The sequence below is a fragment of the Paenibacillus sp. Dod16 genome (assembly GCF_049893405.1).
In the GTDB taxonomy this organism is placed as follows: domain Bacteria; phylum Bacillota; class Bacilli; order Paenibacillales; family Paenibacillaceae; genus Paenibacillus_AQ.
In genome coordinates, this window is the sequence record NZ_JBNDYG010000056.1 from 1 (window position 1) to 14,328 (window position 14,328).

At 51.9% G+C, this 14,328-nt stretch carries 14 protein-coding genes; 5 read left to right on the forward strand and 9 right to left on the reverse strand.

The features are described from left to right. Positions 1 to 172: 172 nt before the first annotated feature. Both fabV and ACPV3A_RS31580 read right to left on the reverse strand, forming a co-directional pair. Positions 173 to 1,363, reverse strand: coding sequence for an enoyl-ACP reductase FabV (fabV, locus tag ACPV3A_RS31575; RefSeq protein ID WP_426203658.1), 1,191 nt, complete (start codon positions 1,361 to 1,363; stop codon positions 173 to 175). 225 nt (positions 1,364 to 1,588) lie between these two features. Next, a complete protein-coding gene (locus tag ACPV3A_RS31580; RefSeq protein WP_339219382.1) occupies positions 1,589 to 2,338 on the reverse strand; it encodes an SDR family oxidoreductase in 750 nt (249 codons plus the stop codon). A gap of 144 nt (positions 2,339 to 2,482) precedes the next feature. Between ACPV3A_RS31580 and ACPV3A_RS31585 the strand changes: the two genes are divergently transcribed. Beyond that, positions 2,483 to 3,382, forward strand: coding sequence for a LysR family transcriptional regulator (locus ACPV3A_RS31585; protein WP_071217930.1), 900 nt, complete (start codon positions 2,483 to 2,485; stop codon positions 3,380 to 3,382). A 97-nt stretch (positions 3,383 to 3,479) separates the two neighbouring features. On the opposite strand, the gene ACPV3A_RS31590 is transcribed toward ACPV3A_RS31585, so the two are convergent. Next, positions 3,480 to 4,244, reverse strand: a complete 765-nt coding sequence (locus ACPV3A_RS31590) for an exodeoxyribonuclease III (RefSeq protein WP_194544245.1) — start codon at positions 4,242 to 4,244, stop codon at positions 3,480 to 3,482. A 251-nt stretch (positions 4,245 to 4,495) separates the two neighbouring features. On the opposite strand from ACPV3A_RS31590, the gene ACPV3A_RS31595 reads away from it, so the two are divergent. Further along, positions 4,496 to 4,639 (forward strand): hypothetical protein, encoded by a 144-nt coding sequence (locus tag ACPV3A_RS31595; RefSeq protein ID WP_009595787.1) that lies wholly within the window; start codon positions 4,496 to 4,498, stop codon positions 4,637 to 4,639. 150 nt (positions 4,640 to 4,789) lie between these two features. Here ACPV3A_RS31595 and ACPV3A_RS31600 read toward each other — a convergent pair whose 3' ends face one another. The 3 genes from ACPV3A_RS31600 to ACPV3A_RS31610 all read right to left on the reverse strand — a co-directional run bounded on the left by ACPV3A_RS31600 (position 4,790) and on the right by ACPV3A_RS31610 (position 7,125). Next, positions 4,790 to 5,164 (reverse strand): VOC family protein, encoded by a 375-nt coding sequence (locus ACPV3A_RS31600; RefSeq protein WP_071217928.1) that lies wholly within the window; start codon positions 5,162 to 5,164, stop codon positions 4,790 to 4,792. Between the two features lie 93 nt (positions 5,165 to 5,257). After that, positions 5,258 to 6,052: an RNA polymerase sigma factor gene (locus ACPV3A_RS31605; protein ID WP_426203662.1), complete on the reverse strand. Its 795-nt coding sequence runs from the start codon at positions 6,050 to 6,052 to the stop codon at positions 5,258 to 5,260. Positions 6,053 to 6,108: 56 nt separating this feature from the next. Next, positions 6,109 to 7,125 carry an iron-hydroxamate ABC transporter substrate-binding protein gene (locus ACPV3A_RS31610; RefSeq protein ID WP_194544248.1) on the reverse strand — a complete coding sequence of 339 codons (1,017 nt, stop codon included), beginning with the start codon at positions 7,123 to 7,125 and terminating at the stop codon, positions 6,109 to 6,111. A gap of 150 nt (positions 7,126 to 7,275) precedes the next feature. Here ACPV3A_RS31610 and ACPV3A_RS31615 point away from each other — a divergent pair, with 150 nt between their 5' ends. Together ACPV3A_RS31615 and ACPV3A_RS31620 are read left to right on the forward strand one after the other, a co-directional pair. Next, positions 7,276 to 8,316 (forward strand): FecCD family ABC transporter permease, encoded by a 1,041-nt coding sequence (locus ACPV3A_RS31615; RefSeq protein WP_426203695.1) that lies wholly within the window; start codon positions 7,276 to 7,278, stop codon positions 8,314 to 8,316. Between the two features lie 2 nt (positions 8,317 to 8,318). Continuing rightward, positions 8,319 to 9,323 (forward strand): FecCD family ABC transporter permease, encoded by a 1,005-nt coding sequence (locus ACPV3A_RS31620; protein ID WP_426203665.1) that lies wholly within the window; start codon positions 8,319 to 8,321, stop codon positions 9,321 to 9,323. Between the two features lie 105 nt (positions 9,324 to 9,428). Here ACPV3A_RS31620 and ACPV3A_RS31625 read toward each other — a convergent pair whose 3' ends face one another. Then, entirely contained in the window at positions 9,429 to 10,478 is a 1,050-nt protein-coding gene (locus tag ACPV3A_RS31625) for a 2,3-butanediol dehydrogenase (protein WP_426203667.1), read from the reverse strand. A gap of 328 nt (positions 10,479 to 10,806) precedes the next feature. Between ACPV3A_RS31625 and ACPV3A_RS31630 the strand changes: the two genes are divergently transcribed. Further along, entirely contained in the window at positions 10,807 to 11,835 is a 1,029-nt protein-coding gene (locus ACPV3A_RS31630) for a LacI family DNA-binding transcriptional regulator (protein ID WP_426203670.1), read from the forward strand. A gap of 134 nt (positions 11,836 to 11,969) precedes the next feature. On the opposite strand, the gene ACPV3A_RS31635 is transcribed toward ACPV3A_RS31630, so the two are convergent. Further along, the gene (locus tag ACPV3A_RS31635; protein ID WP_426203672.1) at positions 11,970 to 13,286 is read right to left on the reverse strand and encodes a 6-phospho-beta-glucosidase; all 1,317 of its coding nucleotides are present in this window, start codon (positions 13,284 to 13,286) and stop codon (positions 11,970 to 11,972) included. After that, positions 13,271 to 14,263 (reverse strand): N-acetylglucosamine kinase, encoded by a 993-nt coding sequence (locus tag ACPV3A_RS31640; RefSeq protein ID WP_194544252.1) that lies wholly within the window; start codon positions 14,261 to 14,263, stop codon positions 13,271 to 13,273. Before ACPV3A_RS31640 ends, ACPV3A_RS31635 begins: the two co-directional genes overlap by 16 nt. Positions 14,264 to 14,328 lie beyond the last annotated feature (65 nt).

Genomic DNA, 14,328 nt, shown 5'->3' on the forward strand with positions numbered 1-14,328 from the left:
TCGTTTCTTTCTTCGCTATATCGATTAAAGGTTTGGCCTTTCTTCGCTGACATAACAAAAATCCCCTCCGGTATCCAGTATTTGAGTTCATTGTAACATGTCCTCTTTTTTCACTGTCTACCATGAGGGGATAATACCACCCCCAATCATTTCGGGGCTCGCTTTTTTTTCATTAAATGGCTTTCGGATTGTCGACCACTGGATTAACATCCGCATCGTAATCCACGCCATCGGTTTCAAAGCCGAACAGCTGGAAGAACTCGCGGCGGTAACCGGCAAGGTCAGTCAATTCTTCAATATTTTCGCTTGTCACCTTGCTCCACAGTTCGGCTACCTCGGCCTGTACATCCTCGCGTAGCTCCCAATCGTCAATACGGATGCGCCCCTTCTCATCCACCGGCGTTTCTTGCCCTTTATAGAGGCGGTCGGRGAATAGACGATAGATCTGCTCGATGCAGCCTTCGTGAAGCCCCTTCTCCTTCATCACTTTGTACAGCGCCGATACGTACAGCGGAACGACCGGGATCGCTGAGCTGGATTGGGTCACTAACGCTTTGCTGACCGTTACATAAGCTCGCCCGCCTCCAGCAGCAAGCTTCTCGTTCAATTTCAGCGCGGTTGCCTCCAGGTGATCCTTGGCTTGTCCAATGGATCCATCCCGGTAGATGGCTTTGGTAATCTCGGAGCCGATGTAGGAGAAAGCAATCGTGGTCACATCAGGAGTCAATACGCCGCCTTCCGCCAGCTCATTCATCCATAATTCCCAATCGCCGCCGCCCATCACCTCTACGGTGTTCTTCACTTCCTCTTCCGTGGCCGGCTCAATCGTTACCTCCGTCACTTCACCCGTATGGAAGTTTACCGTCTTGTTGGTATAGGCCGGTCCGATCGGCTTCAATACGGAGCTGACTGTCTCACCTGTCTCAGGCAGCGTACGGCGCGCCGAAGCAACACTGTACACTACGAGATCAACCTGTCCCAGCTCTTTGCGGATAAGCTCAACCGTCTTGGCTTTGGTCTCTTGCGTGAAAGCATCTCCTGTCACGCTGAACGATTTTAAGCCTGCAGCCTCCGCTGCCTTCTCAAATGCGACCGAGTTATACCAGCCTGCCGAAGCGGTCCGCTTCTCGGTTGCCTGGCTGGGACGATACACGCCTACAGTATTTGCCCGGGAGCCGAATGCGGCAGCAATTCTGGCCGACAAGCCGTACCCGGTGGAAGCGCCGATAACCAGCACATTGCGCGGGCCCTCGATGCCAGGCTGTTGTAACACATAATCAATCTGCTCCTGCACCTGGGCTTCGCAGCCTACAGGATGGGATGTTGTGCAAATAAATCCGCGTGTTCTAGGTTTAATGATCATATTTATATACCTCTCTTCCAGTAATCGTCGTCTGACACCATATGTATGGTCTTTTAATTTTCCTTTCTATTTTAACTGTTTTTTGTGGAGAGAGGAAATCTTTTGACAGGAAATCCAAGAAAACCTCTCTTTACGAATCATGCTAGCTGCAGCCAGCATCCATTCAAAAGAGAGGTTTGTATTAGCGTATATCGATAATTAGCAATCCATAAAATGACCGTTACATTATTTAAATGACGCGTAACCTTGGTCAGCCATGACCACGCTGCCTGTAATCGCAGCGGCTTCATCCAGTGACACGAGATACACGGTATCTGCAACAACCTCAGGCTTTGTTAATTCACCGCCCATGACTTTGGCTCTCATGGAATCCAGCATCCCGGAATCTTTATAGCCTTGAATAATCGGTGTATCCACTGCTCCAGGAGCAACGGCAACGACGCGAATGCCATATGGTGCCAGTTCAAGCGCAGCGGATTTGCTCATCATGATGACAGCGCCTTTTGTAGCGTGATAAGCAAACGTTCCCGGTGAAGCCAGGAATCCGAATACGGATGCTGTATTGATGATCACGCCTTTAATGCCAAGCTCTTTCATCTTTCTGCCTGCTGCTATAATACCGTAAGCCACCCCGTGCTGATTCACGTTAATGGTGCGATGGTAGAGATCCATATTTTGCTCGAGAACCGGTCCAGCCCCGCCAATACCCGCATTATTGTGCATGACATCGATGCGGCCGTAAAGCTCAACCGCTTTATCCACAAGCGCCTCGACGCTTTCTTGTTTGGAAACATCGACTTGAACGAAAGTGGCTTCGCCGCCTTCTTTTTTGATCCATTCGACCGTCTCTTGACCGGCTGCCTCATTATAATCGGCAACGACGACACGATCGCCCTTTCTTGCAAATTTAAGGGAGACCTGACGACCGATTCCGCTTGCTCCGCCGGTAATTACCGCTACACGTTGTTCTGACATTATCAATGACCTCCTAGGGTATAATAGCGTTATTGTTTGAACATTGTGTGTCCATGTCCTTGTGTTCATTGTAACGCTGCGTTATATTTAAGTAAATTTAAACCTAATTAATATTACTTAACTATAGATTAAGGATGGGGTCATATGAATCTTGAACAACTGGAATATATCGTGGAGACGGCCAAGACAGGATCGTTAACCAAAGCAGCCCAGAATTGCAACGTTACCCTTTCCGCCGTCAGCCAAGCAGTGTCCAGCCTGGAAGCCGAGTTCGGTTTTTCCTTGTTCACCCGGTCGCGGCTTGGTGCCGTACCCACAGCCGAGGGCCAGCGAATCCTCCAGAAAGCCTATGCCATTTTGGAACAATTTCAGGAGCTGAAATCAGAAGCCGAAGGATATTCCAACCTGCTGAGCGGATCTTTGCGGATTGCTACCGTTCCGGTCCCCTTAACGCTGTCCATCGATGCCATTATCCAGTTTAAGAAGGACTTCCCCCAGATCAAACTCGAAATTACGGAAAAAGCGACACTTGATATTATTGAGGATATCAAACAAAATCATGCGGATATCGGTTTGATTTTTGTGGATGATTCCACCATTCATCAACACCGCGGCCTTCACTTCGGCAAGCTGCTGGAGAGCAAATTCGTGGTGGGGGTCAGCCGTCAATCTCCACTTGCCATGCGGCAATCGATCACGCCCGAAGAACTGCGTAAATACCCCTTGGTTCTCTACAAGGATGACAGTCTGTTCAAGCTGATGGATGTATTCGAGGAGCAGTACGGGGAAATGGATCTGCTCTTCTCAACCAACCAGACAAGAGTCATACAGAAGGTCGTCGAAGAAAATGTAGCGGTCACGGTGGGGGTCGATTTGTCCTTCTCGAGCTTCACTCCCGTACCTTCGGGAAACATCGTAACGCTGGAGCTGGAGATGCCCCCCGGCCACACTGCTTCTTCATTCGGATGGGTACAGCCCGGAACCCACCATCTGTCGAAGCCGGCCTCGATCTTTCTGGACAAGCTGAAGCATCAGATTGGGTGAACGGAGCCTTTGCTTTCAATATAAAAGCCAACCGGCGTAGGCAAGGCTGTTATCCAGTCCCCTGCTCATCGGTTGGCTTTTTTTAAAAATCTGAATTTTAACGTAATGACTCGCTGAGCGTCAAACTCACCGGGCAATGATCGCTTCCCATCACATGGCAGTCGATCTCGGCATCCTTCAGCTTCTCGGTTAAACGGGCAGACGCCAGAAAATAATCGATGCGCCAGCCGATATTCCGCTCCCTTACCTTGGCCATATACGACCACCAGCTGTATACGTCCGTACGGTCCGGGTAGAAGTGGCGGAAGGAATCGATGAAGCCCGCTGCCAGAAGATCGGTCATTTTGCCGCGCTCTTCCAGCGTGAAGCCGGAATTGCCATGATTGGACTTGGCATTTTTCAAATCGATTTCCTGATGTGCCACATTCAAGTCGCCGCATACAATCACGGGTTTACGTTCGTCAAGCTGAAGCAAGTAAGCACGGAACCGTTCCTCCCACTCCAATCGATAATCCAGTCTGCTCAGGTCGCGCTTCGCATTCGGCGTATACACGTTTACGAGATAGAAGTCCTCAAACTCCAGCGTGATCACTCTGCCCTCGGGCTCGCTGTCTTCCTCCAGACCATAGCGAACGGACAATGGGGCGATTTTCGTAAATACCGCCGTTCCTGAGTACCCCTTCTTCTCCGCATAGTTCCAATATTGTTGATATTCCGTCCCTAAATCGAGCTCGATCTGCCCCGCTTGCAGTTTCGTTTCCTGCACGCAAAATATATCGGCATCCACCTGCTGAAAATAATCCATAAATCCCTTCGTTACGCAGGCCCGCAATCCATTGACGTTCCATGACACTAGCTTCATATCGCAACCTCCGTGGTATCCATATCGTTTAAGCGTGTTGAATCTATGAATCTTCTAAATTCTACTATGGTATCATGTCACGGCTGAAACGAACAAGCAGCTACGAGCGCTTTCATCATAACTTCATAAACGGAAGATGAGACCCTGCGTGCATAATCCCGCGCCAAATCAGGAACAACATAAACGTTCGCAAAGTACGATCATTCGTACGTTCGCAATCGATGAGAACCCCACATAAGGAGGAATACAGCATGACAGGCAGAAACAGCAAACCTAAGAACGACGGTCCTTCCAGCAGCCCTGAGCGTTTGGACCAATACGGTGATAAACTTGCTTCCGAGAATGAGGAAGAGTTTACTTCTGCGGCCGAGGAGCACTGTCGGGATCAGGAATAACGGATTTGATACGACTGTTGATGCACATTCGATAATCACCGCAGCAAAAACACCCATCCTTGCCAAGTCAATGAATGGGTGTTTTTCCTAATCGATCGTCTGGGCAAACACGATGCCCGTCGGTTATAGCCATTCTGCTTCTCGCTGTCGTTACTCCGTCACTCCGCAGCGGTTGCCGTCTGGATCCGTCAGGGAAAAGCCCTTGAACCCGCCAAAATCCTCAATTTCCGTCACGTCGGCTCCCTTGGCAACCAATCGTTGATGAATTTCACTTACATTCGTGGTATGCAGGTTGAAATATTGCCCCACGCCATAATCATTTCTGGGAAAAACCGGCTGCTTCACTTCATAGGAACGCACGAGGCAGAAGGATACCTTCTCATCGTTCATTCGCATGACCACCGCATTCGGTTCATCCGTGTGAATCACTTCAAACCCGAGCATGTCCGTATACCAGGCCGTCGAACGCTTCAGATCACTGACCGGTACAAAGATGCCAACGCCGTACAAAAGGGATTTTTTCAAAAAACTTCCTCCTCTTTGATTTGCTTATATAGCTACTGACACATAAGTAACGAAATTTCGAGCTAAAACCAAACAGCGTCCAAATATAATGTTTTATTCCGTAAGTTTCCATACATTTCCATCCGGATCTTCCATATAAAATGCAAGGACTCCGCCAACCCGGCTCAATTTGCTTATTCTTATTCGCAGCTTCGTCAATTGGAGATACGAAGTACAAATGGCTTTGGGATCCCTTTTCCGAAAAGCCTCCACAAGCCCATCCATATCCAGTCCTGCCGCTGTGCCTGCTCGGGCTTTCTCTTGCGGCTTAGATTCCATGCCTGTTTGCTGCAAGCGATGCAGCTTCTTCAGCCTGGTTCGCGCACGTCCGAGCGACACCTGAACCGTCCCTTCCGACATGAAGAGAAAATCAGCCGTCTCCCTGGCCGTGAAGTCAAAAACGTCCATCAGCAGCAAAATAACCATCGCCCGTGGGGACAACCGGTCCGCTAAAGCCTCCAAGAGCTCCCTGGTGGATAAGCCGTCATCCTCGGCCGCCCTATCTGCTAACTCATCCTGGGAAGCCCTCATTCCGGGCTTATCCTTCTTCAGTCGGTCCTTCCACGCGTTGCTTGCGATGCGATATAAATAGGCATTGGACAGGTGTTTTCCAGGATCGGTTTCAACGGCTCGCATCACCTTTATCATGACGTCCTGCAGCAGATCCTCCGCTTCCCATGGATCCCCTGAGATTCGCATACAGTATCGGTTCAGCTTCACCTGCACATTGGATAAGTCCGGCATATACTTCGGCATCATCATTCCCACCTCGCTAATTAGTTCTGTGAGTGCCCACGTTTTCCTGCTGAATGTTTGCGCCGTCCCTGTTCCATATACGTACCCATACAAAAAACCGCCTCCCCACTAATGTGGGAAGGCGGCTGATTGGCTCGATCTAACAGCGTTTATTTCACCAAACTCTCCAGCACGTTATCGATGATCTGGCCGTTGGCAATCGTACCGGTATACAGCCAGCTTGTTTCTTTTCCATATTCATAGATGTTGCCGTTCTTAACGGCCGGAATATTCGCCCAGAGCGGATCCTGAAGCACATCCGCCCCTTCGCCGTCGCTGTTAATAAAGAACAGATGATCCGCGTCGAGCTCGGCCAATTTCTCCAGGGAAATGGAGGACCAGTTGCCCGTAGCCGATGCCGAAATTTCCTTCACCACGTCCGGTACCGTAAGTCCCAAGTCGCCGTACATAACGGCTCCGCTGGACAATGTCTCGCTTACGACGAACAATTTACCGCCGACAAGCCATATCGCTGCAGCAGATTCACCGCCGATCGATTGCTGGATTTTCTCCTTGGCCTCCTTTGCCTTCTGCTCGTATTGATCGAGTGCCGCTTGCGCTTCCTCCTCCATGCCAAAGATTTCCCCTACTTTCTTCAGCTCTTCGCGCCAATCGTTATTGACCTCATTGCCGATGACGTAGGTTGGAGCAATCTTCTCGTATTGGCTGTACTTATTGCCTTCTACCATGGAAGCCGAGTCCATAATCAATAAATCCGGCTGGAAGCTCGCTACCGCTTCAAAGGGAAGATCATGCTCAATCGTAGGCACATCCTTCAATGAATCCTGCAGATAATCCTGGACGCTTCCGCCTTTGACCGACCACTGCGCGATTGGGGTAATTCCTAACGCCACCAGGTTATCCTCCAAGTAAGAAGCAATCACCCGTTTCGGCTCGGCTGGAATTTTCACCTCATGACCCATGGCGTCTGTCAGTGTTCGTTCTGTCTTGGCTTCCGCGCTTCCTTCCTCCGGCTTCGCTTCGCTGCCGCCGTTCTGCTCGCTTGGCGTTTGCGCCTCCGTTGGCTCGTTCCCGGCTGCGTCCTTGCTATTTCCACAAGCAGCAAGCAGCGTGAAAGCTGCCAATAGTCCTGCGATTATCCATATTTTTTTCTTAAATCGACTCATTGTACAGGTCCCCTTTATGTATATTTTTTCTGCTTAGATCACTAGCAATCTTGGGATGAAGTGATATAATATAACCATGATAATGAAATTCATTCTCAATTACAATACTTTCATTCTTATTTTTTTATCAACACGAAGGTTTAGGTGACTATGCAAGCAAATCAGCCCATTAACAAATCAACCGCAAAATCCATTTATCATCCCAAGACAGCCGCGGCCGTCATTCTGCTGGGGCTTGGTCTGCTGGCTGCAGCGATGGCATCCTCCATTATCTATGGCGCTTCGAACATTAAGCTGTCCACCATATGGGAGGCGTTTGTCCGCTTCGATGCCCATTCCACCTCGCACCAGATTATCCAAAGACTGCGCATGCCGAGGGCCCTGGCAGCTGCACTGATCGGCGGTTCCCTGGCGGTTTCCGGAGCCATCATGCAAGGCATGACAAGAAACGCGCTTGCTTCCCCTTCCATTATGGGAGTCACCGCAGGTGCCACTTTCATGATGTCGATTGGGTTTGCCTTTATGGAGTCGCCATCCAACACCGTGCTCATGCTGCTATCTTTTGCCGGTGCAGGCCTTGGGGCCGGACTCGTGCTTCTCATCGGCTCGTTATCCAAACGGGGCCTGACGCCCGTCAAGCTGGCTCTGGCCGGATCTGCCGTAACCGCGCTCCTAAGCTCGATTTCCTCGGCCATTGCCATCCGCTTTAACGTTGCCAAGGATATCAGCTTCTGGTATGCCGGAGGCGTGTCGGGCGTGCAGTGGGTAAACGTGCAGCTTCTGATCCCTGTCGCCATCATCGGGCTGCTCATTGCACTCGCACTCAGCAGATCCATTACCGTCATGAGCCTGGGTGAAGAGGTCGCTACCGGGCTTGGCCAAAAAACAGGAACCGTGAAGTTCCTGGGCACGCTCGTTGTGCTGCTCCTCACGGGCGCAGCGGTAGCTGTGGGCGGAACGATCGGATTCGTGGGGCTTGTCATCCCGCATATCGTTCGCTTCATCGTAGGTCCCGACTATCGGCTGATCATCCCTTGCTCTGCTGTCATGGGAGCACTTCTGCTGGTGTTTGCCGACGTGGGGGCGCGGATGATCAACCCTCCGTTCGAGACGCCTGTTGGCGCAATTACGGCCATGATCGGCGTTCCTTTCTTCCTCTATCTTGCACGTCGGGAAGGGAGGGGGCTGTAACGATGAATACAACGCGAAAAATCATGTCCGTGTCGATGATCCTGCTGCTGGCCATATTAGCCGTGTTTCTGGTCAGCCTGAATATGGGAACGATGAAAATCCCGCTCGCTGAGGTCATCAAAGCATTCAACGGGACGGGATCTGAGCAAAATTATACCGTTCTGGTGCACTTTCGTTTACCCCGCATGGTCATTGCCATCCTGATCGGTGCGGGAATCGCCGTCTCCGGTGCTATTCTGCAGAGTGTTTCGCGGAACGCGCTGGCAGACCCGGGCATCCTAGGCATTAATTCCGGAGCAGGACTGGCCGTCGTGCTGTATATCTTTTATTTCCAAGGCAGCTCGTTCAGCTCCGGCATATGGTCCGTCTATATCATGCCTTTTGCCGCCCTATTCGGTGCTTTTCTTGCCACCTTCCTCATCTATTCGCTGGCCTGGAAGCAAGGCGTAACGCCGATCCGGCTGGTGCTTGTGGGGATTGGCATCAACGCGGCTTTCGGCGCGCTTATTATCGTGTTCCAGCTCATGATGGACCCTAACAATTTCGTGCAGGCTACCATCTGGCTGTCCGGAAGCATTTGGGGCGCAAGTTGGGAATATGTCGTTGCGATCCTCCCGTGGATCCTTCTGCTGATTCCCTGGGCGGTGTATAAATCGCAACATTTGAATGTGCTGAACCTTGGGGACCACACGGCAGCGGGACTTGGGGTCACGGTAGAACGCGAGCGAAGAACGCTGCTGTTCATCTCCGTTGCCCTCGCTGGCGCCTGCGTGGCCGTAGGCGGCGGGATCGCATTTCTTGGACTGGTTGCTCCGCATCTGGCGCGTAAGCTGGTAGGGCCCCGTCATCAGGGAATGCTCCCGGTCTCCGCGCTGCTCGGCTCACTGGTGCTGCTTGTGGCCGATATGATCGGCAAGAACCTAATGGCCCCTTCCGAGATTCCTGTAGGATTAGTCGTTTCATGTCTCGGAGCACCCTACTTTATTTATTTGTTGATCAAGGATTAATTGAATGAGTTTAAAAAAGACGGCGATGACCTCCCGAATCCATTCGGAGGTAATCGCCGTTGTTTTGTATAATGTGCTAAAGCTTGTGCAAATGCGTTACTGCGTTTAGTGAGCACTCACCAGAATCTTCACCTGGTTCTTCTCTTTAAGCAGAGCCTCAAAGCCCCGATCGATAACCTCATCCAGCTTGATCCGCTGGGTGACCAGCTTATCCGCAGGGAAGAATCCTTTTTCCATCAAGCTAATGACAGCCGGGAATACGTCGCGATAACCGATGATTCCGGTAATATTGCGCTCCTTCATCACGATGGCATTCGGCACGATCGGAGCGGAGGTTTCAAAGATGCTCACAATCATAATCTGCCCGCCAATCTTTGTAGAGTTAATCGCTTGATTCAGTACAGGCGGAACACCCGTCACTTCAAATGCGACATCTACCCCGCCGCCGGTCCGGCGATGAAGTTCCTCAACCACATCGTAAGCCTTCGGATCAATCACGATGGCACCCAATTCTTCAGCTTTTTGTTTACGCTCAGCCGACAGCTCCACGGCGTAAATCTCGGACGCCCCTGCTGCCTTCAATGCCTCGATGACAAGCAGACCGATCGGCCCCACACCGAATACAACCGCCCGATCCCCTGCCTTGAGCTGGCTTTGGCGTACGGCATACAAAGCGACTGCCGAAGGCTCTACCAAAGCCCCTTGCTCATAGGAGACGCTGTCCGGAATTTTATGAACCATATGCTCATCCGCGGCGACATATTCGGAGAATCCGCCGCCACCGCCGGCAAGGCCGAGAAAGCCCATTTCGTCGCACAGATTGTATTTGCCTTGTCTGCAAGCTTCGCATTTTCCGCATGCAAATACAGGCTCAACAACCACGCGGTCACCGGCCTTGAATTTCGTAACGCCTTCGCCAACCTCTACCACCTGGCCGGAAAATTCATGGCCCATAACCACCGGAGCCTGTTCTCCGGTAAGGGTGTGAGGCGTATTCTCAGGTATAAATATAGGTCCGGCTACGTATTCGTGGAGATCGCTGCCACAAATCCCGCACCATTCAACCTTGATTTTCACTTTTCCACTCGTAACTTGCGGCTCCGCAATGGTCTCCAAACGCAGATCCTTTACTCCATGCCAGCGCAATGCTTGCATTGTCTTCATCTCCTTATGGGTTCGAAAAAATAAAAACAAAACAGGAAACGTTTCCGAAAACAAATATGTCACAGTTTTGACAATCTGTCAAACATGATGGACTATAATGTATGAAAAGTCATGGACAACCGGTGATCAGGGTACATCGACTTTTTTAAGGAGTTGCAGCTTTTTATGCGCCCACTTCAGCCTTGCCTCTTTTCTTTGCCGAGGTGTTCTATGAATTGAAGGTATTCTTAATGTTATAATATAGATATTACTCCATTAGGATTTCGAATCAGATCAATAACAGGAAACGTTTCCGATATAGAGAGAGGACTTTTTGAATATGGTGAATCCCAAAAAAGTGACGATTGAAGATGTCGCCAAACAAGCGGGCGTTGGCATTGCCACCGTGTCCCGAGCCATCAACGACAGCAAGGGGATCAGTCCGAAAACGAAAGCACGGATCATGCAGGTGATCGAAGAAATCGGATTTAGTCCGGATACATCGGCTCAAAGCCTGAAGGTTCGGCAGACGAATCAAATCGCCTTGGCCGTGCCTGACATCCGAAATGCAATCATCCCGGAAATCGCCTGGTCGGTGGAACAGACCGCCAAGCAGCACGGATATCGGGTCGTTCAGATCAATACGGCCGGGAATGCCCGTAACGAGCTTGAAATCGTGAGAGATATCAAGAAGCTGCACGTAGACGGCTTGATTATTATGCCGCTGGCTTATCCGAAAACGCTGGGCGACCTGATCAACAAATCCAGCCTCCCCGTCTCGATCATTAATTATGGGAAACAGCTGGGGGATGAGTATAAAGCCGATATCGTCGGCCTGGCACGCCAGGAGGGCAGGCTTGTCATGGAGCATCTGCTGAAAATCGGTCGGACCCGCATTGCCTACGCCGGTGCGCCCAAAGATAAAATCGAAGAGCGGTATTGGGCCTATGAGCAGTCGCTGACGCAAGTCGATCCGTCGCTTGTCTATTTCGGGGAGGATTTCTCGTTTGAAACGGGGGTTCGTGCGGCGGACTATTTCTATGGCCTGATGCATATGCCGGACGCCATCTATGCGGTAAACGATATGGTTGCGATCGGTATCGTCAACCGTTTTAAAGAGCTGAAGATCCGGGTTCCCGATGATGTGGCCGTCGTCGGCATCGATAACAATGTATGGACCACCGTCACGACGCCTCAGATCAGCTCGGTGTCCATCATGGGCGATGAAGTAGCCCGGCTGGCTACGGAATTGCTGCTCAAGCGCCTTCGCGAGCAAAAGTCCGGCCAATACGAACGCGTGCAATTCGAACCGAGGCTCATCGTCAGGGAATCCAGCGTATCCGTTATACGAAACGCAACAACCGACTAGGGTCAGCAACCCAGCCCATAAAGAAGAGCCTGGAACGCGGAGTTCCAGGCTCTTCTTGCCGCTCTTGAAAAATATTAGACGCTTAATGGCTTAGGGTATACAAGTAATAGCTTGTATTAAACGTCAGTCACCGCTTACCGAACTTCTTGCTCCTGAAAAAATCGCGGCAGATACGAACGGTTCCGCTCCAGCATCTCATCCAGCATCGCTTCCGCGGCAACAACGGAATCGATGAGCGGATGAACGCTAAGCGCGAGCAGCGCTTTCTCTCTGCTTCCCGTTACTGCCGCCTCGATAGCCAAACTTTCGTAGGTTTTCACGGCTTGGATCAGGCCCACCGCCGCAGCCGGTACTCGCTCGACCGGCACCGGAACCGCACCGTTCTTCGTCACGACGCAGTTCACCTCGATACTGGCATCCGCCGGCAGGAAGTCCAGCGTCTCGCCGTTCATGACATTCAGCGTCTGAATCTCACCGCTATCCGTATGAATAGCCTTCATCAGATTGACGGCCGCCTCGGAGTAATAAGCACCGCCGCGCTGCTCAAGCTGCTTCGGCTTTTCCGCGAGCCCCGGCTGCTCGTAAATCTCGAACAGCTCTTCCTCAAGACGCTGGACCGTCTCGGCTCTTGTCTCCCCTCTTACCGCGGCAGCCTGCTGCTCCTCCAGCATCTCACGATGGAGGTAATAATATTTTAAATAATAGGACGGAATCGCACCTATCGCCCGAATCAGCGTATCATTCCAGGCCAACTGAGGCACGTTGCCGGCAGAATAGCTCCCGCCTGCAGCCAGTAGCTCCTCCAGCTTCGACTTCCCGTCAACCTCAATTCGGCTGATCCAGTGCAGATGATTCAATCCGGCAAACTCGCAGTAGATGCGCTGCGCCGGCACCTCGTAAAGCCCGGACAGCCATTTGTAAGCGGCGATGGGGGAGTTGCACAAACCGATGGAGCGGATGCCGGAGTGCTTCATGATGGCTTCCGTTACCATCCCGGCGGGATTGGTAAAATTCAACAACCAGGCGTCAGGACATAATGCCTCCATGTCCTTGCATATATCCAGAAGCACCGGTATCGTACGCAGAGCCTTCATCATGCCGCCGGCTCCGGTCGTCTCCTGCCCGAGCATTCCGTATTTCAAGGGAATCGTTTCGTCCCAGCCTCTGGCCTCCAGCAGCCCGACTCGCATCTGAGTCGATACATAATGGGCATTCTTCAGACCTTCCTTACGGTCCAAGGTTAGCGTAATACGAATCGGCAATCCGCTTCGCTCAATCATTCGCTGGGCTAGGCCGCCTACAATTTCGAGCTTACGGCGGCCTTCCGGGATATCCACGAGGACGATATCCGTCACCGGAAACGACGCATAATGGCGGATGAAACCTTCAATCAGCTCTGGGGTATACGAGGATCCACCACCGATAACAGCAACCTTCAATCCAGTGCCCATTCCACATTCCTCTCCTTCACGGCAAGCTCTTGCTGCAATTGTTCATACACGGCAGTGCCCGGAACGACGCCGCTATCATCCATTGCGAGCAGGACGGCACCTGCTGCCGGCTCAAGGTCCAGAATGCGCAGCCGGCCATTCGGGGCTGCCGCAAGAACCTGAGACTCGATATACGGAACGACATATTCCCTTTCTCCCCTGGTCAGGACGCTGCCTGCCAGCACGACGTCGAAGGCGTCATTGCCCATGTTAAGCTTATGAATAACCGCGCTGGCGACCTTCCCCAGCTCCATCCCTTGTCTCTCCAATATCTTTCTTGCAGCCTCATCCACGGGTGCAGCTTGAAACAGCAGCTTCGCCAAAGTATGCGGCGCCCTTCTGCCCTCGTCCAAAAATCGGTGAAACATCTCCTCCACGCTGCTGAATCTAAGCGCATCCAGCGTGAGCGGCGTCAAAGAAGTCGGCTTCTCACGGCCTTCCCAGGAACGAACGACCGTCCGAAACACCTCGACGGCAAGGTCAGCGCCTCCACCGAAATCGCCGAACGCATAACCGAATCCTCCGATCTGAACCTCCTCGCCTGCCGCGTTGACGCCGTAACCGTTCGTTCCGCTGCCGCATATTAGGACAACGCCGTCCCTCTGTCTTGTGCCGGCTCGCATGGCAATGACGGTATCACATGCGATATGGTGTTTCTTGAAGCCCATGGCGCCGATCATGGGCCGCAAGATGCGGAAATCCGCCTCGCGGTCGGCTCCTGCGAGCCCGAAAGACGCACAGGTGATATTTTCTCGCTGTAGTCCAGCCTGCCCAAGCGCTTCTTCCACGGCCTGCCTGATGCTGGATTCCGCAAGCGCTGCCCCAAGCTGATGGTTGCCGCAGCCGCCCATTCCCTTTCCTGCGATTCGTCCCGTCTCGTCCGCCACGACGGCCAGCGTTTTGCTTCCTCCGCCATCGACTCCCAAGTAGTAATTCAAGTATGATCTCTCCTATGATGCCCGGCTCATGAAGCCGTCCTGCCCAAGGAATGCCAGCGGATATT